At 40.3% G+C, this 20756-nt stretch carries 33 protein-coding genes; 32 read left to right on the top strand and 1 reads right to left on the bottom strand.

Going from position 1 to position 20756, the window contains the following annotated elements; genetic code table 11:
• The first annotated feature begins 9 nt into the window (after positions 1-9).
• The 30 genes from rplD (at position 10) to QGT46_RS03640 (ending at position 16759) form a co-directional block, all read left to right on the top strand.
• Positions 10-630 carry a 50S ribosomal protein L4 gene (gene rplD, locus QGT46_RS03785; RefSeq protein WP_024729347.1) on the top strand — a complete coding sequence of 207 codons (621 nt, stop codon included), beginning with the start codon at positions 10-12 and terminating at the stop codon, positions 628-630.
• Positions 630-929, top strand: coding sequence for a 50S ribosomal protein L23 (gene rplW / locus QGT46_RS03780; RefSeq protein WP_024729348.1), 300 nt, complete (start codon positions 630-632; stop codon positions 927-929). The genes rplD and rplW overlap by 1 nt, the downstream gene beginning before the upstream one ends.
• A 190-nt stretch (positions 930-1119) precedes the next feature.
• Positions 1120-1962: a 50S ribosomal protein L2 gene (rplB, locus tag QGT46_RS03775; RefSeq protein ID WP_024729349.1), complete on the top strand. Its 843-nt coding sequence runs from the start codon at positions 1120-1122 to the stop codon at positions 1960-1962.
• 16 nt (positions 1963-1978) lie between these two features.
• Positions 1979-2260 (top strand): 30S ribosomal protein S19, encoded by a 282-nt coding sequence (gene rpsS / locus QGT46_RS03770; protein WP_006568489.1) that lies wholly within the window; start codon positions 1979-1981, stop codon positions 2258-2260.
• A 33-nt stretch (positions 2261-2293) separates the two neighbouring features.
• Positions 2294-2683, top strand: a complete 390-nt coding sequence (gene rplV, locus QGT46_RS03765; RefSeq protein WP_006568490.1) for a 50S ribosomal protein L22 — start codon at positions 2294-2296, stop codon at positions 2681-2683.
• A 12-nt stretch (positions 2684-2695) separates the two neighbouring features.
• Positions 2696-3352 (top strand): 30S ribosomal protein S3, encoded by a 657-nt coding sequence (gene rpsC / locus QGT46_RS03760; protein WP_024729350.1) that lies wholly within the window; start codon positions 2696-2698, stop codon positions 3350-3352.
• Complete coding sequence (rplP, locus tag QGT46_RS03755) at positions 3352-3789, top strand: 50S ribosomal protein L16 (protein WP_006568492.1); 438 nt, start codon at positions 3352-3354, stop codon at positions 3787-3789. Before rpsC ends, rplP begins: the two co-directional genes overlap by 1 nt.
• Positions 3779-3982: a 50S ribosomal protein L29 gene (gene rpmC / locus QGT46_RS03750; RefSeq protein WP_006568493.1), complete on the top strand. Its 204-nt coding sequence runs from the start codon at positions 3779-3781 to the stop codon at positions 3980-3982. Before rplP ends, rpmC begins: the two co-directional genes overlap by 11 nt.
• Before the next feature lie 20 nt (positions 3983-4002).
• On the top strand, positions 4003-4257 hold the full coding sequence (gene rpsQ, locus QGT46_RS03745; protein ID WP_006568494.1) for a 30S ribosomal protein S17: 255 nt from the start codon (positions 4003-4005) through the stop codon (positions 4255-4257).
• Between the two features lie 28 nt (positions 4258-4285).
• A complete protein-coding gene (gene rplN, locus QGT46_RS03740) occupies positions 4286-4654 on the top strand; it encodes a 50S ribosomal protein L14 (protein ID WP_006568495.1) in 369 nt (122 codons plus the stop codon).
• 12 nt (positions 4655-4666) lie between these two features.
• Positions 4667-4978 carry a 50S ribosomal protein L24 gene (gene rplX / locus QGT46_RS03735; protein WP_024729351.1) on the top strand — a complete coding sequence of 104 codons (312 nt, stop codon included), beginning with the start codon at positions 4667-4669 and terminating at the stop codon, positions 4976-4978.
• A gap of 23 nt (positions 4979-5001) precedes the next feature.
• Positions 5002-5541, top strand: a complete 540-nt coding sequence (gene rplE / locus QGT46_RS03730; protein WP_024729352.1) for a 50S ribosomal protein L5 — start codon at positions 5002-5004, stop codon at positions 5539-5541.
• A gap of 14 nt (positions 5542-5555) precedes the next feature.
• Positions 5556-5741 carry a type Z 30S ribosomal protein S14 gene (locus QGT46_RS03725; protein WP_006568498.1) on the top strand — a complete coding sequence of 62 codons (186 nt, stop codon included), beginning with the start codon at positions 5556-5558 and terminating at the stop codon, positions 5739-5741.
• Between the two features lie 23 nt (positions 5742-5764).
• Positions 5765-6166: a 30S ribosomal protein S8 gene (gene rpsH, locus QGT46_RS03720; RefSeq protein WP_024729353.1), complete on the top strand. Its 402-nt coding sequence runs from the start codon at positions 5765-5767 to the stop codon at positions 6164-6166.
• A gap of 226 nt (positions 6167-6392) precedes the next feature.
• On the top strand, positions 6393-6935 hold the full coding sequence (gene rplF / locus QGT46_RS03715) for a 50S ribosomal protein L6 (protein ID WP_024729354.1): 543 nt from the start codon (positions 6393-6395) through the stop codon (positions 6933-6935).
• Positions 6936-6949: 14 nt separating this feature from the next.
• A complete protein-coding gene (gene rplR, locus QGT46_RS03710; RefSeq protein WP_024729355.1) occupies positions 6950-7318 on the top strand; it encodes a 50S ribosomal protein L18 in 369 nt (122 codons plus the stop codon).
• Between the two features lie 14 nt (positions 7319-7332).
• Positions 7333-7842, top strand: a complete 510-nt coding sequence (gene rpsE, locus QGT46_RS03705; protein ID WP_024729356.1) for a 30S ribosomal protein S5 — start codon at positions 7333-7335, stop codon at positions 7840-7842.
• Positions 7843-7855: 13 nt separating this feature from the next.
• The gene (gene rpmD / locus QGT46_RS03700) at positions 7856-8038 is read left to right on the top strand and encodes a 50S ribosomal protein L30 (protein WP_009289941.1); all 183 of its coding nucleotides are present in this window, start codon (positions 7856-7858) and stop codon (positions 8036-8038) included.
• A 23-nt stretch (positions 8039-8061) separates the two neighbouring features.
• Positions 8062-8505: a 50S ribosomal protein L15 gene (rplO, locus tag QGT46_RS03695; RefSeq protein WP_006568504.1), complete on the top strand. Its 444-nt coding sequence runs from the start codon at positions 8062-8064 to the stop codon at positions 8503-8505.
• Position 8506: 1 nt separating this feature from the next.
• Positions 8507-9823: a preprotein translocase subunit SecY gene (secY, locus tag QGT46_RS03690; protein WP_024729357.1), complete on the top strand. Its 1317-nt coding sequence runs from the start codon at positions 8507-8509 to the stop codon at positions 9821-9823.
• Between the two features lie 66 nt (positions 9824-9889).
• Positions 9890-10534, top strand: coding sequence for an adenylate kinase (locus QGT46_RS03685; protein WP_148459115.1), 645 nt, complete (start codon positions 9890-9892; stop codon positions 10532-10534).
• Between the two features lie 7 nt (positions 10535-10541).
• Positions 10542-11297, top strand: coding sequence for a type I methionyl aminopeptidase (gene map / locus QGT46_RS03680; RefSeq protein ID WP_024729359.1), 756 nt, complete (start codon positions 10542-10544; stop codon positions 11295-11297).
• 17 nt (positions 11298-11314) lie between these two features.
• The gene (gene infA / locus QGT46_RS03675) at positions 11315-11533 is read left to right on the top strand and encodes a translation initiation factor IF-1 (protein WP_006568508.1); all 219 of its coding nucleotides are present in this window, start codon (positions 11315-11317) and stop codon (positions 11531-11533) included.
• 71 nt (positions 11534-11604) lie between these two features.
• Entirely contained in the window at positions 11605-11718 is a 114-nt protein-coding gene (rpmJ, locus tag QGT46_RS03670) for a 50S ribosomal protein L36 (protein ID WP_024729360.1), read from the top strand.
• Positions 11719-11963: 245 nt separating this feature from the next.
• Positions 11964-12332, top strand: coding sequence for a 30S ribosomal protein S13 (rpsM, locus tag QGT46_RS03665; RefSeq protein WP_006568509.1), 369 nt, complete (start codon positions 11964-11966; stop codon positions 12330-12332).
• Between the two features lie 134 nt (positions 12333-12466).
• Positions 12467-12859: a 30S ribosomal protein S11 gene (rpsK, locus tag QGT46_RS03660; protein WP_006568510.1), complete on the top strand. Its 393-nt coding sequence runs from the start codon at positions 12467-12469 to the stop codon at positions 12857-12859.
• 18 nt (positions 12860-12877) lie between these two features.
• Positions 12878-13471 carry a 30S ribosomal protein S4 gene (gene rpsD, locus QGT46_RS03655; RefSeq protein WP_024729361.1) on the top strand — a complete coding sequence of 198 codons (594 nt, stop codon included), beginning with the start codon at positions 12878-12880 and terminating at the stop codon, positions 13469-13471.
• A gap of 45 nt (positions 13472-13516) precedes the next feature.
• Positions 13517-14473 (top strand): DNA-directed RNA polymerase subunit alpha, encoded by a 957-nt coding sequence (locus QGT46_RS03650; RefSeq protein WP_024729362.1) that lies wholly within the window; start codon positions 13517-13519, stop codon positions 14471-14473.
• 73 nt (positions 14474-14546) lie between these two features.
• Entirely contained in the window at positions 14547-15083 is a 537-nt protein-coding gene (locus QGT46_RS03645; RefSeq protein WP_024729363.1) for a bL17 family ribosomal protein, read from the top strand.
• 344 nt (positions 15084-15427) lie between these two features.
• A complete protein-coding gene (locus tag QGT46_RS03640; RefSeq protein ID WP_270430659.1) occupies positions 15428-16759 on the top strand; it encodes an MFS transporter in 1332 nt (443 codons plus the stop codon).
• A 61-nt stretch (positions 16760-16820) separates the two neighbouring features.
• On the opposite strand, the gene QGT46_RS03635 is transcribed toward QGT46_RS03640, so the two are convergent.
• Positions 16821-18770, bottom strand: a complete 1950-nt coding sequence (locus QGT46_RS03635) for a BglG family transcription antiterminator (RefSeq protein WP_148459116.1) — start codon at positions 18768-18770, stop codon at positions 16821-16823.
• Positions 18771-18950: 180 nt separating this feature from the next.
• Between QGT46_RS03635 and QGT46_RS03630 the strand changes: the two genes are divergently transcribed.
• Positions 18951-19592, top strand: a complete 642-nt coding sequence (locus QGT46_RS03630) for a class II aldolase/adducin family protein (RefSeq protein ID WP_024729366.1) — start codon at positions 18951-18953, stop codon at positions 19590-19592.
• A gap of 17 nt (positions 19593-19609) precedes the next feature.
• On the top strand, positions 19610-20755 hold the full coding sequence (locus QGT46_RS03625; protein ID WP_024729367.1) for an iron-containing alcohol dehydrogenase: 1146 nt from the start codon (positions 19610-19612) through the stop codon (positions 20753-20755).
• Position 20756 lies beyond the last annotated feature (1 nt).

The following is a 20756-nucleotide window of genomic DNA, read 5'->3' as shown; positions in this document are numbered from 1 at the left end:
GACAAACAGATGGCAGAAGTATCTGTGTTAAACATGGAAGGAAATGAAGTTGAGAAATTAAATCTTAACGACAGCATCTTCGGTGTTGAAATAAATGAGCATTTAGTGCATTTGGCAGTTGTAAGCCAGTTAGCAAATAACCGTCAGGGTACACAGAGCGCGAAGACACGTTCAGAAGTACGCGGCGGCGGAAGAAAACCCTGGAGACAGAAAGGTACCGGTCATGCAAGACAGGGATCTATCAGAGCTCCGCAGTGGACAGGCGGAGGAGTTGTATTTGCTCCGAAACCAAGAGAATATTCTAAGAAGTTAAATAAAAAGGAAAGAAGATTAGCTCTGAAATCCGCTTTAACTTCCAGAGTCAATGAAAATAAGTTCATCGTAGTAGATGAGTTCAAATTTGACGAAGTAAAGACAAAGAATGTTGCAAACATGTTAAACAACTTAAATGTAAAAAAAGCGCTGGTTATCATGGGAGATAAGAACGACAACTTAATCTTATCTGCAAGAAACATTCCTGGAGTAAAAACTGCTCTCACAAGCACCATCAACGTATATGATATCTTAAAATATGATACCGTTGTTGTTTCTAAAGAAGCAGTAGCAAATATTGAGGAGGTGTACGCATAATGGCAGACATCAAATATTATGACGTTATTTTAAAGCCGATTGTAACTGAAAAAAGTATGAATGCAATGGCAGAGAAAAAATACACTTTCTTAGTTCATCCGACTGCAACAAAATCTCAGATTAAAGAAGCAGTGGAAAAGATGTTCGAAGGAACAAAGGTTGCCAAAGTCAACACAATGAACTACGACGGAAAGACAAAAAGACGTGGAATGACTTTCGGAAAGACCGCTAAGACAAAGAAAGCGATCGTACAGTTGACAGAAGAAAGCGCAGATATCGAGATCTTCGAGGGGTTATAGGCATTGAGCACTTAGAGAGTGCAAGCGAAAGCGCAGCATGAGCTTAGTGCGAAAGCCGTTACCGAGACTCAGTGAAGCCGAGCCGCAGGCGAAAGCTGAACGCTAGTCGAGTGTAACTACCTTAATATATTTTATTGAAGCTATACGCAACAAAAGCGTGATATTAAATTGGAATTGAAAGGAGAAAGACATGGGAATCAAGACATATAACCCATATACACCTTCCAGAAGACATATGACCGGGTTAGATTTTACTGAAGTGACAAAGAGCACTCCTGAAAAATCTCTGACAACTTCCTTAAAGAAGACAGCCGGCCGTAATAATCAGGGTAAAATTACAGTAAGACACCGCGGAGGCGGAGTCAGAAGAAAATATAGAATTATCGACTTCAAGAGAAGAAAAGATGGTATTCCGGCAACAGTAACAGCTATCGAATATGATCCGAACAGAACAGCAAACATTGCACTGCTCACATATGCAGACGGTGAGAAAGCTTATATCATCGCTCCGAACAAATTAGCTGTAGGCGCTACAGTTATGAACGGTCCGGACGCTGAGATCAAAGTTGGAAACTGCTTACCGATGGCAAACATCCCGGTAGGTACAGAAATCCACAATATCGAAATGTATCCTGGAAAAGGCGGACAGTTAGTTCGTTCCGCGGGAAATTCCGCTCAGCTTATGGCGAAAGAAGGAAAGTATGCAACCCTTCGTCTTCCGTCAGGTGAGATGAGAATGGTTCCTGCTGTGTGCAGAGCTACTATCGGCCAGGTTGGAAACATTGAACATGACCTCGTAAACATCGGTAAAGCGGGACGTAAACGCCATATGGGATTCCGTCCTACAGTCCGCGGTTCTGTTATGAACCCTAATGACCATCCGCACGGTGGTGGTGAAGGTAAGACTGGTATCGGCCGTCCGGGTCCATGTACACCTTGGGGTAAACCGGCACTTGGTTTGAAGACACGCAAGAAACACAAACAGTCTAACAAGATGATCATTAGAAGAAGAGACGGTAAAAACGTTAAATAGTTTAAGGAGGTAACTTATGGCTCGCTCACTGAAAAAAGGACCATTTGCGGATGCAAGTTTATTGAAAAAAGTTGATGCAATGAATGAAGCTGGAGACAAAAATGTCATCAAGACATGGTCCCGCCGTTCCACAATCTTCCCATCCTTTGTAGGGCATACAATTGCCGTACATGACGGAAGGAAGCATGTGCCTGTATATATAACAGAAGATATGGTTGGACACAAGCTCGGGGAGTTTGTTGCGACCAGGACATTCCGTGGTCATACAAAAGCAGAAAAGAAATCAGGAATCAGATAATCGATAGAGGAATGGAAGGAGGTTTCACAATCCATGGCTAAGAAATACAGCAGATCTCAGTACAAAAAAGAAAGAAATGCACAAAAAGATACGAGACCTAGCGCTACCTTATCCAATGCCAGAGTGTCTGTTACTAAGGCATGTTTCGTATTGGATGCGATCAGAGGAAAGAGCGTTCAGGAAGCACTTGGTATCTTATTATATAACCCAAGATACGCATCTAGTTTAATCGAAAAATTATTAAAGTCTGCAATTGCCAATGCAGAAAATAATAATGGAATGAATCCGGAAAACCTTTATGTTGCAGAGTGTTATGCAAACAAAGGACCAACAATGAAAAGAGTTAAACCTCGGGCACAGGGAAGGGCATACAGAATCGAACACCGTATGAGCCATATCACTGTTGTGCTTGACGAAAGATAGAAGGAGGCAATAATGGGACAGAAAGTTAATCCTCATGGTTTAAGAGTTGGTATTATCAAAGACTGGGATTCCAGATGGTATGCAGAAGGCGATTTTGCAGATAACCTGGTTGAAGATGATAAGATCAGAAAATATGTAAAGAAAAAATTATACAATGCAGGAATCTCCAGAATCGAAATTGAAAGAGCTTCCGACAGAGTAAAATTGATCGTCTATACAGCAAAACCTGGAGTAGTGATCGGAAAAGGCGGATCTGCCATTGAAGAACTTAAAAAAGAACTCCAGAAGATGACAGACAAGAAACTGCTGATTGACGTAAAAGAAGTAAAAAGACCGGACAAAGACGCACAGTTAGTTGCAGAAAATATTGCACAGCAGTTAGAGAACCGTATCTCTTTCAGAAGAGCTATGAAGTCCTGCATGCAGAGAACGATGAGATCCGGAGCACAGGGAATCAAGACATCCGTATCCGGACGTTTAGGCGGAGCTGACATGGCCCGTACAGAATTTTACAGCGAGGGAACAATTCCTCTGCAGACACTCCGTGCAGACATCGATTATGGATTCGCTGAAGCAGACACAACTTATGGTAAAGTCGGAGTTAAGACTTGGATCTACCATGGTGAAGTTCTTCCGACGAAAGAAAAGCAGGAAGGGGGAAATAAATAATGTTAATGCCTAAGAGAGTAAAACGCCGTAAACAGTTCCGCGGAAGCATGCGCGGAAAAGCGACTCGCGGTAATAAAATCACTTACGGAGAATTCGGTATCGTGGCAACAGAGCCGGCTTGGATCAGATCCAACCAGATCGAGGCAGCCCGTGTCGCTATGACCCGTTACATCAAGCGTGGTGGTAAGGTTTGGATTAAGATTTTCCCTGATAAGCCAGTGACAGCACAGCCTGCTGAAACTCGAATGGGTAAAGGTAAAGGTAACTTAGAGTACTGGGTAGCAGTTGTAAAACCAGGACGCGTTATGTTTGAGATTTCTGGTGTAAGTGAAGAAGTTGCAAGAGAAGCTTTACGTCTTGCTGTTCATAAACTACCTGTTAAGTGTAAAATTGTTTCTCGTGAAGCTTTAGAAGGCGGTGACAACAGTGAAAACTAAAGAATTTGTAAAAGAGTTAAATAATAAATCTATTGATGAATTAAACAAAGAGCTAGTAGCTGCGAAAAAAGAATTATTCAACTTGAGATTCCAGAATGCAACAAATCAACTTGAGAACACAAGCAGAATCAAAGAAGTTAGAAGAAACATCGCTCGTATCCAGGGAGCGATTACAGCAAAGGCTAACGCTTAAATCGAAAGGAGGAATTTGTTGTGGAAAGAAATTTGAGAAAAACCCGTGTCGGGAAAGTTGTAAGCGACAAGATGGATAAGACAATCGTAGTTGCAATCGAAGATAATGTAAAACATCCATTATATAAGAAAATCGTGAAAAGAACTTACAAGTTAAAAGCTCATGATGAAAATAATGAATGCCGTATCGGAGACAGAGTTAAAGTTATGGAAACAAGACCTCTCTCTAAGGACAAGAGATGGAGACTTGTGGAAGTAGTCGAAAAAGCGAAATAGATTGTTCCATTAGGAAAGGAGAAACAGCATGATTCAACAGGAGTCAAGACTTAGAGTGGCTGACAACACTGGGGCAAAAGAAATCCTTTGCATCAGAGTGTTAGGTGGATCCACTAGAAGATATGCTAACATCGGCGATATTATTGTAGCTACGGTCAAAGATGCAACACCAGGTGGCGTTGTAAAAAAAGGTGATGTAGTAAGAGCCGTTGTTGTTCGTACGAAAAAAGGTGCCCGCCGTAAAGACGGATCTTATATTAGATTTGATGAGAACGCTGCAGTTATTATCAAAGAGGATATGAATCCAAGAGGAACTCGTATCTTTGGACCAGTGGCAAGAGAGCTCAGAGACAAAAAATTCATGAAGATTGTTTCATTAGCACCAGAAGTATTATAAGGAGGAAACACTGTGTCAGGAATTAGAATTAAAAAAGGCGATCTTGTGAAAGTCATCGCTGGAAAAGATAAGGGTAAAGAAGGCAAAGTTGTTGCAATCGACCACAAGAAGAATACTGTTATCGTTGAAGGTGCTAATATGCTCACAAAGCATACAAAACCAAGCGTACAGAACCAGCAGGGCGGTATTGTGACAGAAGAAGGCCCGATCCATATTTCCAACGTGATGTTTGTTCATAACGGCAAAACTACAAAGATCGGCTATAAAGTAGAAGACGGTAAAAAAGTCCGTGTTGCAAAGGCAACCGGAGATGTGATTGATTAATAAAGAGAGGAGGTTTCGGACAGTTGAGTAGATTAAAAGAACAGTATACCAACGAAATCATGGAAGCCATGATGAAGAAATTCGGATATAAAAATATAATGCAGGTACCAAAGCTCGAGAAGATCGTGATCAACATGGGCGTTGGTGAAGCAAAAGAAAATAAAAAGCTCTTAGATGCTGCTGTTGCAGATCTGGAAACGATCTCCGGACAGAAAGCGATCGTAACCAAGGCAAGAAAATCTGTTGCTAACTTCAAGTTAAGAGAAGGAATGCCGATCGGATGCAAGGTTACATTAAGAGGAGAGAGAATGTACGAGTTTGCTGATCGTCTGATCAACCTGGCACTGCCTCGTGTACGTGACTTCAGGGGTGTAAGCCAGAACTCTTTTGATGGAAGAGGAAACTACGCATTAGGAATCAAAGAACAGTTAATTTTCCCGGAAATTGAATACGACAAAGTGGATAAAGTCAGAGGTATGGATGTAATTTTCGTTACAACAGCCAACACAGACGAAGAAGCTCGTGAATTATTAACCTTATTTGGTATGCCGTTTAAGAAATAGTTAGGAGGGTTCCCATGGCTAGAAAGTCAATGGTATTAAAGCAACAGAGAAAACAGAAGTTTTCAACAAGAGAATATAGCCGTTGTAGGATTTGTGGACGTCCACATGCTTACTTGAGAAAATACGGAATCTGCAGAATCTGCTTCCGTGAGTTAGCGTACAAAGGACAGATTCCAGGCGTGAAAAAGGCCAGCTGGTAAGAATAGGGAAGGAGGAACTAACAATGACAATGAGCGATCCGATTGCAGATATGCTTACAAGAATCCGTAATGCAAACACTGCGAAACATGATACCGTAGAAATTCCTGCTTCTAAGATGAAGGTTGCGATTGCTGAAATCCTTTTAAAAGAAGGTTTCATCAAATCTTTCGACATCAAAGAAGAAGGTGCATATAACAACATCGTTATCACATTAAAGTACGGACAGGACAAGAATGAAAAGATCATCACAGGTCTTAAGAGAATTTCTAAACCGGGACTTCGTGTGTATGCAAACTCAGAAGAACTTCCTAAAGTATTAGGCGGACTTGGAGTAGCGATCATTTCAACAAACAAAGGTGTTCTTACAGACAAAGAAGCAAGAAAAGAACACGTAGGCGGAGAAGTACTTGCGTTTGTATGGTGACCTAGAGCACTTAGTGAAGGCAAGCGTCAGCGCAGACTGAGGTCAGTGCGAAGGTCGTTCGGAGGAATTTAATGAACCGAACTTCCTTACAAAAGGCTTGCGTAAGTTTCGAAAAAATTTTTTAACTTGAATTTATCTTATTGTTAAACTTTATATTATATAATAAAACGAATTCTGAAAACAGAAAGGACGCCCAGTCCTTTCCGACAATTTAAGGAGGTAACCTATGTCTCGTATAGGTAGATTGCCAATCGATATCCCTCAGGGAGTTGAGGTTAAGATTGAAGAAGGAAATAAAGTGACTGTGAAAGGTCCTAAGGGAACACTGGAAAAGAATCTTCCGGTGGAGATGGAAATTAAATTAGAAGACAACCAGATCGTGGTATCCAGACCGAATGACTTAAAGAAGATGAAATCCTTACACGGGTTGACCAGATCTTTGATCGCCAACATGGTGACTGGAGTGTCTCAGGGATATGAAAAGAAGCTTGAAATTAACGGTGTTGGTTACAGAGCACAGAAAAAAGGAAAAGAAATTACTTTCAACCTTGGATTTTCACATCCGGTAGCAATGACAGATCCAGAAGGCATCGAAACTGAAATGGAAGGTCAGAATATCATTATCGTTAAAGGTATTGATAAAGAAAAAGTTGGACAGTACGCTGCGGAAATCAGAGAATTAAGAAAACCTGAGCCTTACAAAGGAAAAGGTATTAAATATGCTGATGAAGTTATCAGACGTAAAGTCGGTAAGACTGGTGCGAAGTAAAGGAGTGAGATAGGATGATTAAAAAACAGTCAAGAAGCAAAGTTCGTGCGAAAAAACATTTAAAGCTTCGTAATCATATTAGCGGAACAGCGGAGAAACCGCGTTTAAGCGTATTCAGAAGCAATAATCATATGTACGCTCAGATCATTGATGACACCGTTGGAAATACTTTAGTATCAGCATCCACTTTACAGAAAGACGTAAAAGCTGATTTAGAAAAGACTGACGATGTAAAAGCGGCAGCTCACTTGGGAAAAGTGATTGCTGAAAGAGCTATCGCAAAAGGTATCTCCACCGTTGTTTTTGACAGAGGCGGATTTATTTATCAGGGAAAAGTAAAAGCATTAGCAGACGCAGCACGTGAAGCTGGTCTTAAATTCTAACAGGAGGAAATCAAATGAAGCGTACAATGATCGACCCTAGCCAGTTAGAGCTGGAAGAAAAAGTTGTATCTATCAAACGTGTTACCAAAGTAGTAAAAGGTGGACGTAATTTCAGATTCGCAGCATTAGTTGTTGTTGGAGATAAGAATGGACACGTTGGTGCAGGATTAGGAAAAGCAATGGAAATTCCAGAAGCGATCCGCAAAGGAAGAGAAGCGGCTGCTAAGAAATTAGTGGAAGTACCGATTGACGAAAAAGGAAGTACACCGCATGACTTCACAGGTAAATTCGGAAGTTCATCTGTATTATTAAAGACATCCCCGGAAGGTACCGGAATCATCGCAGGAGGTCCTTCCCGTGACGTATTGGAGCTTGCAGGATATAAGAATATCCGTTCTAAGTCCTTAGGTTCCAATAACAAGCAGAACGTTGTTCTTGCAACGATCGAAGGACTTAAAAACTTAAAAACTCCAGAAGAAGTAGCAAAGCTTCGCGGAAAATCTGTAGAAGAGCTCTTAGGTTAGGAGGAACATGAAAATGGCAGATAAATTAAAAATTACTTTGGTAAAATCTACAATCGGTGCCATTCCAAAGCATAGAAAGACAGTGGAAGCTTTAGGACTCAAGAAGTTAAACAAAACTGTTGAAATGCCGGACAATGCAAGTGTCAGGGGAATGATTCATCAGGTTCAGCATTTAGTAAAAGTAGAAGAAATTTAATTGTAGATTAGGAGGTGCGAAGGATGGAATTATCAAACTTACGCCCTGCAGACGGATCTAAGCACAGCGACAATTTCAGAAGAGGTCGCGGACATGGTTCAGGAAATGGAAAAACTGCAGGTAAAGGACATAAAGGACAGAAAGCCCGTTCCGGCGGCGGAGTAAGACCGGGATTTGAAGGCGGACAGATGCCTTTATACAGACGTATTCCAAAGAGAGGCTTCACTTGCATTAACTCTAAAGAAATCATTGGAATCAACGTATCAGCATTAGAGAGATTTGAAGACGGAGCCGAAGTTTCTGTTGAGACTTTAGTAGAAGCAGGAATCGTTTCTAATCCTAAAGACGGTGTCAAAATCTTAGGCAGTGGGGAACTCACAAAGAAACTTACAGTAAAAGCAAATGCTTTCAGTGCAGGGGCAAAAGAAAAGATCGAAGCTCTTGGAGGAAAAGCCGAGGTGATTTAGTATGGCGAATGCATTGACAAATGCGTTTAAAAACAAAGAACTAAGGAAAAAGCTTACGTTTACGGTGATCATTCTGATTGTCGTGCGCTTCGGGTCACAACTGCCGATTCCAGGAATCGATACTGCCCAGGTGACTGCATATTTAAAGAGTACTTTGGGAGATTCATTCAATCTCCTGAACTCTTTTACCGGCGGGTCCTTTTTGCAGATGTCAGTATTTGCACTGAGTGTTACGCCATATATTACATCTTCCATCATCATGCAGCTGATGACGATCGCTATCCCTGCATTGGAGGAGATGCAGAAAGACGGCGAAGATGGAAGAAAGAAAATAGCTAAGATCACGAGATACGTGACGGTTGTATTAGGACTCATCGAGTCCGCCGGTATGACCATCGGTTTCAGCCGCAGCGGTGCGCTGGGAGCTGAACACACCAATTTTACCATTGTGACGATGATCATTGCCCTGACAGCAGGTGCGATCCTCGTTATGTGGCTTGGTGAGCGTATCACGGAAAATGGTATTGGAAACGGTATTTCTATCATCCTGTTGATCAACATCGTATCAGGAATGCCGAAAGATTTTTATGCGCTCTATAATCAGTTCATGAAAGGCAAACAGATCGGACCGGCACTTATTGCAGGATGTGTGATCGCAGCTGTTGTGCTGTTGACTGTCGTGTTCGTTATCATCCTTTCAGATGCTGAACGCCATATTCCGGTACAGTATTCAAAGAAAGTTCAGGGAAGAAAAATGGTCGGCGGCCAGTCAAGCCATATTCCGCTGAAAGTGAATACAGCCGGAGTTATCCCGATTATCTTCGCCTCATCTATTATGCAGTTCCCGCTGATCATTCAGCAGCTGTTTAAGTATGAGAGCAATGGATTTATGGGAAAAGTTCTGCACAGTTTAAGTTCGTCCACATGGTTTGACGCAAATCATCCGAAGAGATCGCTGGGTCTTCTTATATATATTGTACTTGTTGTTATTTTTGCATATTTCTATACATCGATTACTTTTAATCCTCTGGAAATCTCAAATAACATGAAGAAACAGGGAGGATTTGTACCGGGTATCCGTCCGGGCAAACCGACAGTGGATTATTTAAATAAGATCTTAAAATATATTATTTTTATAGGTGCAGCTGGACTAACAATTGTAGCAGTCATTCCGTTTTTCTTTAACGGTGTATTTAGTGCTCAGGTTTCTTTTGGAGGAACTTCTATCATTATCGTGGTTGGAGTTATATTAGAAACGATCAAGCAGATTAAATCTCAATTGTTAGTGCAAAACTATACTGGTTTTTTAAATGACTAATGTGCGATAAGCTGTAGGGAATTCTACAGCTTATTTGTGCATTACATAATGTAAGGAGGATTCATTATGAAGATTATTATGTTGGGGGCTCCAGGAGCAGGAAAGGGAACTCAGGCAAAGCAGATTGCAGAGCAGTATAACATTCCGCATATTTCGACCGGTGACATTTTCAGGGCGAATATCAAGAATGGAACTGAGCTTGGCAAAAAAGCCAAAGAGTATATGGACCAGGGACTGCTGGTTCCGGATGAGCTGGTAGTTGATCTCGTGGTTGACAGGATTGAGAAAGACGACTGCCAAAAGGGCTTCATTTTAGATGGATTCCCAAGGACGATTCCTCAGGCAGAAGCGTTGGATGCGGCTCTTGTTGCAAAAGATATGAAAATTGATTATGCGCTGGATATCGAGGTTCCGGATGAGAATATCATTGACCGGATGTCCGGAAGACGTTCCTGCAAGGAATGCGGTGCGATCTTCCACGTAAAATATAATCCTCCGAAATCAGAAGGAATCTGTGATATATGCAGCGGTGAGCTGATCCTCCGAGATGATGATAAGGAAGAGACAGTAAAGAAAAGGCTGGATGTTTATCACGAACAGACCGCACCGCTGATCTCTCACTATAAGAGTGCAGGCAGCCTGCATGAGATCGACGGCACAAGGCACATTGATGTAGTATTTGATGAGATCAAAAGTATTTTAGAGGCATAAGATTAAGATGGCAGTGACGATCAAATCAAAAAGAGAAATCGAACAAATGAGAGAGGCCGGTAAGATCTTGGAAGAGACGCATGACCGTTTGGCCGAGATCATCAAACCGGGAATTTCTACTTTAGAGATTGACGAGTTCGGGGAAAAGATCATAAGGGAATACGGGTGTATTCCTTCTTTTCTGAATTACAATGGTTATCCGGCATCCATCTGTGTGTCTGTCAATGACGAAGTGGTCCACGGCATTCCAAAGAAGGAGCGGATCTTAAAAGATGGAGATATTGTCAGCCTGGATGCAGGGGTCATCTATCAGGGATACCACTCTGACGCCGCCAGGACTTATGGCGTCGGGGAGATCTCAGATGAAGCAGCCCGCCTGATCAGGGTTACAAAGGAAAGCTTTTTTGAAGGTATGAAGTTTGCCAAAGAAGGGAATCATCTATTTGACATTTCCGAGGCAATCCAAAGACACGTAGAGAACAATGGCTATTCCGTGGTGAGAGACCTGGTGGGCCATGGGATCGGAACGCATCTCCATGAGGACCCTCAGATCCCGAATTTCAAGGAACGCAGAAAAGGCATGAAGCTCAGGGCAGGGATGACATTGGCTGTAGAACCGATGGTTAACGCCGGAACATGGGAAGTAGAATGGCTTTCTGATGACTGGACCGTTGTGACGGCAGACGGAAGCCCTGCCGCCCATTATGAAAATACAATCTTAATAACCGAAAATGGTTACGAATTATTATCATTATCAAAGTAGAAAAAGGAGTCGGAAAAATGGCAAAGTCAGAAGCAATTGAAGTAGAAGGAATCGTATTGGAGAAACTGCCGAATGCGATGTTTAAGGTAGAGATCGAGGGAGGGCATGTGATTTTGGCACATATCAGCGGAAAGCTCAGAATGAATTACATCAAGATCCTTCCGGGCGACAAGGTTACTCTTGCACTTTCTCCGTATGACCTGTCAAAGGGAAGAATTATTTGGAGGGATAAATAAGAAAAGCCTTGAAAATTAAATAACATGATGATATAATTGAATCCGAACGTTTTGGGAAAGGAGAATTACAAGTGAAAGTTAGAGCATCTGTAAAACCTATGTGTGAAAAATGCAAGGTAATTAGAAGAAAAGGTTCTGTCAGAGTGATCTGTGAGAATCCGAAGCACAAACAGAGACAGGGATAATTTCTATTTCATATAGCAAGGATTCCTATCTTTGTTCTTTGTGTGTTTATATTACTGTATTCAAGGTACCATACAGTAATACTTTTTGTTAGGCGGCTGCAGTATGGAACGCAGATTCCATGCTGATATTTATATAGATAAAATCGTAGTCAGGCAAGAGACATATATATCATTTCACCGTACGCGGATATATGGATTGCCCCTGAACAACATTAAAATGAATAATTTTTGGAGGAAGAAAAAACATGGCTCGTATTTCAGGTGTTGATTTACCAAGAGAAAAACGTGTGGAGATTGGACTTACCTATATTTATGGAATCGGTCTTACAAGCTCTAAACGTATTTTATCAGAAGCAAATGTAAACCCGGATACTCGTGTACGTGACCTGACAGATGATGAAGTTCGCAGAATCAGCGAAGTTATCTCTGAGTCACAGACAGTAGAGGGAGATTTAAGAAGAGAAATCGCTCTTAATATCAAGAGATTAAAAGAAATAGGATCTTACAGAGGAAAACGCCATAGACAGGGACTGCCTTGCCGTGGACAGAAGACAAAGACAAATGCCAGAACATGTAAAGGTCCTAAGAAAACTGTTGCAAACAAGAAAAAATAACAGCATTTACATGGATCATCAAATATTTGATGGTATACTTTGGACGGAAATACATGACACGCCCCGTTGGGTTGTCAGGTTTTCTCGCTGTTTAGTGGATATGGTTTAGTTTAAAGAAAGGTAAAGAGTTAATTATGGCTAAAGTTACAAAAAAAGCGGCTAAAAAACGTGTGAAAAAGAATGTTCAGCACGGACAGGCACACATTCAGTCATCTTTTAATAATACAATCGTTACATTAACTGATGCTCAGGGAAATGCTCTTTCTTGGGCCAGCGCAGGTGGATTAGGATTCAGAGGATCCAAGAAATCTACTCCTTATGCGGCACAGATGGCTGCTGAGACAGCAACAAAAGCAGCATTGGTACACGGTTTAAAAACAGTGGACGTTATGGTAAAAGGACCGGGATCAGGAAGAGAAGCAGCAATTCGTGCTTTATCAGCAGCTGGTCTGGAAGTTACAAGCATCAAAGATGTAACACCGGTACCTCACAACGGATGTCGCCCACCAAAACGCAGAAGAGTTTAATTAGGAGGAATTTGAAAGATGGCAATTGATAGAACTCCAGTCTTAAAAAGATGTAGATCCTTAGGCCTCGATCCTGTATTTTTAGGAATCGACAAAAAGTCTAACAGAACTTCAACAAGAGGAAATAGAAAAAAGAGTGAGTACGGACTTCAGCTCCGTGAAAAACAGAAAGCGAAGTTTATCTACGGTGTATTAGAAAAACCGTTTAGAAACTACTACGCAAAAGCAGAAAAGATGAAAGGTCAGACAGGTGTAAACCTTATGACACTTCTGGAACTGAGACTTGACAATGTATTATTCCGTCTCGGATTTGGAAGAACAAGAAAAGAATGCAGACAGATCGTTGACCACAAGCATGTTCTTGTAAACGGCAAAACAGTCAACATCCCATCTTACAAAGTATCAGTAGGTGATGTGATCGAGATTAAAGAAAAACACAAAACTTCTCCTAGATACAAAGAAATCTTAGAAGTGACCGGCGGAAGAATGGTTCCTTCTTGGTTAGAAGCAAATCAGGAAGCACTGAGCGGAACTGTAAAGGAATTACCTGCAAGAGAAGAGATCGACGTTCCTGTAAATGAGACACTGATCGTCGAGTTATATTCTAAATAATCGTAATAACCCTCAACAAATTCCTAACCCAGAAGGAGGGCTTAAATGTTTGAATTTGAAAAGCCAAATATTGAGATTAGTGAGATTTCTGAAGATAACCGTTTTGGGCGTTTTGTAGTCGAGCCGTTAGTGCGCGGCTATGGAACGACACTCGGAAACTCCTTAAGGAGGATCATGCTCTCATCTCTGCCGGGCGCTGCAGTCAGTGCCGTAAAGATCAAGGGTGTGCTGCATGAGTTCAGTTCAGTCCCGGGAGTGAAAGAGGATGTCCCTGAGATCATCATGAACATCAAGTCCCTGGCGATTAAGAATAACAGTCCTACGGACGAACCAAAACAGGCCTTTATTGAGTACTCTGGAAGCGGTGTCGTGACTGCCGGTGACATCAAGGCTGACAGTGATATCGAGATTTTGAATCCTGATATGGTCATCGCGACGTTGAGCGGAGATGACGCACATCTGGATATGGAACTTACGATCACAAAAGGCCGCGGTTATGTCGGTGCTGACAAAGCAGACAAGGAAGGCAACTCTATCGATGAGATTGCAGTTGATGCAATCTATACTCCGGTAGAGCGTGTGAATTTAAAGGTGGAAAATACCCGTGTAGGACAGGTGACAGACTACGATAAGCTTACTTTGGATGTCTTTACAAACGGAACCCTTTCACCGGACGAGGCGGTCAGCCTCGCCGCTAAAGTATTGTGCGAACACCTGAACCTGTTCGTAGATCTCTCTGAGAATGCCAAGACAGCAGAAGTCATGGTAGAAAAGGAAGACGACGAAAAAGAAAAGGTTCTGGAAATGAGCATTGACGAACTGGAACTTTCCGTTCGTTCTTATAACTGCCTGAAGAGAGCAGGAATCAATACCGTGGAAGAACTGACCAACAAGACTTCGGAAGATATGATGAAGGTCCGCAACTTAGGACGCAAATCATTAGAAGAAGTTCTTGCAAAATTAAATGAACTTGGATTGGCATTAAATTCAGGGGACGAATAAGAAATCATAAAAAGACCCGCCTAGGCTGAAGGTATGAAGTAGGCATGGCGAAAAATCACAGGAGGTCATTACAATGGCAAAGTATAGAAAATTAGGAAGAACATCTTCTCAGAGAAAAGCATTATTGCGTTCACAGGTAACAGATCTTTTATACAGAGGCAAGATCGTTACTACTGAAGCAAAGGCAAAAGAGATCCGCAAGATTGCAGAAAAACTGATCGCTATGGCAGTCAGAGAAAAAGATAACTTTGAGACAGTCACTGTTGATGCTAAAGTAGCAAAGAAAGACAGCGACGGAAAACGTGTCAAAGAGGTTGTGGACGGAAAGAAAGTTACTGTATATGAAACAGTGAAAAAAGAGATTACAAAGGATATGCCTTCCCGCCTTCATGCAAGAAGACAGATGTTAAAGGTATTATATCCGGTGAAAGAAGTTCCGACAGAGCTTGCAGGCAAAAAAGCTAATACAAAGACTGTTGATCTTACAGAAAAGTTATTTAACGAGTATGCACCGAAGTATGCCGATAGAAATGGTGGGTATACAAGAATCGTCAAAATCGCACAGCGTAAAGGTGACGGTGCTTTAGAAGTATTGCTTGAATTAGTTTAAGATTGATCCTATAAAAAGCAGCAGGAGATTGAACGGGCCTCTGTTAAGTACACAGGAAGAATAACTAAAAATTGTATAAGTAAATGCGGCCATGTTGTTGGCCGCATTTTTTATGCAGTTTTTTATGATGAAGGTATTCAGCAAGTGTCTTTCTGCGGACATCCTTGTTAGCAGATTCTGATATTTCCCTTTCTAAACGGAAAAAGACTGTTTGAAGAGATGCACTTATGTTTTGTATATTATGTATATAATAGTTGAGTATATATAAAATAGATGCATCAATTTTACCAACTACACGGTCAAAAGTTATGAAGATTACACTTAAAGTAACTGAGAAACAGTTGATGAAAGAAGTTTGGCAGGGAGAATTAAGTATGGAAAAAAAGCTAATGATAAAAGAAAGCTTCAATTTGGGTAAAGGCTGGAATTTGATGTTTTTTGCAATTTTAGCAATGTTAGTTACAAATGCGGGTGTTAACGATGGATTAAACGTTGCACTTCCGCAAATTGCGAAAGGAGCAGGATTAAACTATGATTTATGTCTGAGTATGGGTACGGTAGCAGGGTTTGTCGGTGTGGCAATGATGCTTGTAATTGCAAAGTTCAGAGATAAATTCGGGGGAAGAAAAGTAAGTTCGGCATTATTTATTATATTTGGATTAACATATTATTTTTTATTCCTAAGAGCAGCAAATATTGTAATGTATGCCATTGCACAGTGCATTATGGTTAGCTGCGGACAGGGATGCTTCTATCTATGTACAGGGCCAATGCAGTCTGATTGGTTCCCTAAAAAAAGGGGAGTTGTCAATGGAATCAGTACAATTGGAGCAAATATTGGTACAGCGGTTTTAGCGCCCCTTATGACTTTTTTATTAACGGTGGCAGAGTATAAAACAAGTTTTTCACTGTTTGCAATCACCGCCATTGTCTTAGGAATCTTTGCGTATATTACATTGCGCGATAATCCGATAGAAGCGGGTATGTATCCGGATAATGTTTCAAAGGAAGTTTATGAAACAGAGTATAAACAATTATCAGAAAAAGATGAGTATGTAAGTGATTGGACCATTCCTAAAATGTTAAAATGCAAAGAGGTGTGGATTGCAGCGATTGTTCCGGGATTTATTACGTTGGGACTTTTGGGTATCATTACACAATTCGTAAAAAGAAATATGGCGTTAGGTTTATCTAATGGAGTTGCAATATCGGCAATGACAATCGCGGGGCTTGTCGGGATTATTGGAAGTTATGCAATTGGATATATGGATACAAAACTTGGTACAAAAAAGGCATGTATGATTTATTGTGCAGTATTTGCGACGGGAATTCTATGTAACCTTCTTGCGTCATTATGGATGCCGTTGGTATATGTTTCAATTATTATTGTAGGTTTTTCATTGGGAGGAAGCACCAATATGTCACTGTCATTTCCAGCGTCTATTTTCGGAGTACTTGATTATCCAAAGGTAAACGGAGTGATTTTTCCAATCAATTATTGTATCGGATGTCTGAATTTTGCGGTGAACGCAGCAGTCATGAAATTTACAGGCAGTTTGACAGGAGCGTACGTAGTATATTTATGCCTTTTCCTGATCAACATTGTGATTGTAGCAATAACGGAAGAAGGAAAGTGGGATAAGCTAAAGCATCCGGAACCGGCAAATAATAAATAGCAATGGATCTGAACCAAAAAAGAGAGAGGATATTCCTTTCTCTTTTTTGGATTTTGAAATGTTAAGAATCAGAACTATATGTCAAGAAAAAATCTAATAATGCTTGTTTTGTTTTTAAAAACTTGGTTTCTTCTATGTCAAATAAATTTCCATACAGCAGATTCAGGAAACTGAAAATAAGTGTGGTATCTTCCGGCCGGACAGCTAATGAAATGATGGTACGAATCTTGTATCCATTCCGGCGAATTCGATGTTTCATTGTGGCAATGGAAAGACAGGTTCTTGTACTTGGAGTTAAAGCGTACATCAGAACAATACTGGGTTTAAATGCAAAAGTTAAAATTGCTTCTCTTTGAAACAACTTTGTAATGTAGTCAGAGGTCACATAACCGTGCCGGATAAAATCTCCAGCTAAAAGTTCCGCTACTTCCAGATAATTATCACTTTCTAATTGTTCATGCCAAAATGCGTCCTGAAGCAGCTTGTGGATAGAAGGAAGTCTGTTAGAACACAGTCGTATGATTTGTAATTTTGAAATATAAGCATCCAGTTTTTCTTCATCCTGAGCGGTCAGAAATGGGGAAATCCTAATCGTTTGGCAATCTTTATTTTCTGTTATATTTTTATTAATCGTTGTCACGATCAAATCCACTTTAGAAAAATCATAGCTGTCTTTTATGTAGACAGGGAGCAGCGCAGTAATTGAAAGATAATCCTGAAATTTGCTCAGAATTTTTTGTTTCAAATACCAAGTGGAAGACAGATTTAAATGTGACATAACAACTGTTTTTAATTTTGGCGCCGTTCTATTGTTATAAGATAAAGCTCCGGAAATACAAAAAGCTAAAAATAACAGTTCGGTATAATCTAAATAATTTTTATAGTATTCGGCGGCAAGCGGCTGAACCAAAAAAGCGATTTCAAAAGAAATAATTAGATTGCTGCGGGCAATATCATAGGGAATATCAACATTATTGAAGTGATGGACCGGAAGAAACATATAACGGAAAAATTGGAGGATGGTAATGAAAAAATCTTCATTTTCCGTTAAGTCTATATGATAAGTTTCTTTGATGATTTGCAAATAGCGATTGCATATCTCAAGGGTATTTTTATTAAAATATGTCCCGGCTGTTGCAAAACTTAGTTTACTTGCGTCTAAGAGCCGTGCACAAGAAATATGTAAGTATACTTCTTGCCGTTCTGCTTCCGGAAATCTGCAATTTAATTTCTTCTCCAATGCATCAAAAATTTCTTTGGCTGCATGAACAGCGGTGGCATCTTCATAGGCTAAAGCAGTTATATCAGTGAGAATATGTCCGTTAATCATTCGATAGTACATAATGGCAATCGAGAGATTCAAAATTACCATATTAATATCTTCAAAAACAATATTGTATTTTTGAAGATATTTCTGTGTAATAGGCATAATCAAATTTACAATTTCTTCTTCCAGATATTGATACTGATAATAAGTATTCCCCCGGGCATTATAATTCCAATTTTCAGTAAATAATTTGTTAAGAATGGCTCTCCTCTTCTGTTCGTCTTTTCCGAAAAAAATTGTATTTTGGGCGCGGTGAAAATCAATGTGAGGGAAGGGAAGAATATATTTGCTGCGCAGCATTTCTAAATCGTGCTCTAAGGTTGTATGGCTGATGTACATTTCATCTTCTAAATCATATAGATTAATTGGATGTTCGGCAAGGCAAAGCCGAAAGGCAATATGCCGGATCCGGTCTTCTCTCGATAAAAAGGAACGCCCTGTCTGGCTTAATTCCTTTAATAAGTTATTGTCTTCCGAAAATAGCAGATACCCACGGCTTCTTTTTGAATGTACTTGAATACCATGGTCTTCAAGGAGTTGGTTCATTTCGTTAATATCATTTCTGATGGTTCTGGCGGATACATTCAGATGTTTTGCAAGCTCTTCTCCAGTTACGTATTCTGTTTTTTGTTGAATATAGTTTAACAGTTTTCTTTGACGCAAAGTTAATGAAGTGTGTTCCATAATTTCCTCCTTGTACAGGAATTACAATTCATTGTTAAGGATATTTTACCTTTATTATAATAATAAATTACTAGTATATAAAATAAATAAAATTTCCGTTTTAAAACGGAAAATCCTTGTTTGAGCATAAACTTACAATAGACTAAGATTTAAATACAAATTTAAAGGAGGATTCAAACAATGAAGTACGAAAAAATCAGAGAACAGGTATTAGAAGCAATTTTAGATGCAGTTGATCAAGGATTAATCAAAGGAACATCAGGAAATATCGCATTAAGAGATGACGAGGACGATGTTGTTGCAATTACACCAAGTGGAGTTCCATATAAAGGAATGACATTAGAAGATATTGCAATCGTTGACTTAAACGGGAAATGGCTGGATGGGAATTTTAAACCATCTTCTGAAGTTCCAATGCATACAGCAGTCATGAGAGCCAGACCAGATGTAAAAGCTACGGTACATACACATGCAATGTTTGCAACAATCATGGCTATGGGAGCAGAAGAGATCAAAGCAACCACACCTCCGCAATGTGAATTTGTACCCGTCAGAGTAGTACCATTTACAATGCCGGGCAGTGATGAAGTTGCCGATCGGGTTGTGGAAGCTTTAGGAGAAAGTGGAAAGTCAGTTCTTATTAAAAATCACGGAATGTTCTGCTGCGGAAAAAATATGAAAGCTGCGATGTCAGCAACCGTATATACAGAGGAAATGGCAGTTACAGAATATTATGCAAGAGTTCTTGGAAACTTTGAGCCAATGCCTCAGGAAGCAGTTGATAAAATGCAGGCATTAATCGCAGCGGATCAGGCAGTCTAGAGTCAGGGGGATTTAAAATGGCAAAAGAATTTTTTGTAAAAAGCAATGTGGTATTTGGAAAAAATGCCGCAAAGGCGCTGCCGGAGATTTTAAAAGAATACGAAGCAAACAACGTTATGGTTGTGTACGATGCCGGAGTTAAGATGGCAGGTATCTCTGAAAAAGTATTAGCTGAAATTAAAAAAGCAGATGTGAATGTAACCATATTTGACGGAGTGATTCCAAATCCGACAAACGAAGTAGTTGAAGAGGCAGCATCCATTGCACTGCAAAATAAAATTGATGTTTTTGTTGCAGTTGGCGGCGGAAGCAGTATTGATTTAACAAAAGCAGTAAATATTTTGATGACAAATCCAGGACCAATTGGACAGTATGGCGGAATTGGCCTTGTAAAAAAAGGAGTACTGCCATTGATCGCAGTGCCAACCACAGCTGGCACGTCAAGTGAAGTTACAAATGTAGTAGCTTTAACAGATATAAAGGCAGTATGTAAGTATGTGATTATTGATAACAAGCTGGTTCCGGACAAAGTCATAGCGGATCCGGAATTTACAAAAACAATGCCCGCAGGTGTTACGGCAGCAACAGGAATGGATGCCATTACACATGCAGTGGAAAGCTATATTTCTAACATGGCAACTCCTTTAACCCAATATCATTCCATCAAAGGCCTTCAGATATTTCATGAGAATCTTCCAAAGGCAGTTGCGGATGGCTCAAACATGGATGCGAGAGAAAATATGATGCTCGGTTGTATAATTGCCGGATTTGGATTTTCTAATGCGAACTTAGGATTGGTCCATGGAATCGCACATACCTTAAGTGCACATTTCCACTTGGCCCACGGAATGGCAAATGCAACGGTACTTCCATATGTTATGGAATACAATGCAGATACATGCCCTGAAAAAATGATCGAACTTGCCAAAGCAATTCAGCTTCCGGTGAGCGGAAACCCAGAAGAAGACAAATATTCTTTATCTAAAGAATTGTTAAGGCTGACAAAAGAATTAAAAATAAAAACATTGTCAGAACAAGGAATCAAAGAAGAAGATTTCGATATGATTGCAAACGATGTATTGAAAGAACCTGTTCTTAATTTTAATCCGAAACAAGGGGTTACAAAGGATGATGTTCTGGCTATTTTGAAAAAAGCCCTGTAAT

This window comes from Anaerostipes faecis (genome assembly GCF_910574135.1).
GTDB lineage: Bacteria > Bacillota > Clostridia > Lachnospirales > Lachnospiraceae > Anaerostipes > Anaerostipes hominis.
Note: the sequence above shows the minus strand (reverse complement) of the source record. Positions and strands in the feature narration are given on the sequence as shown.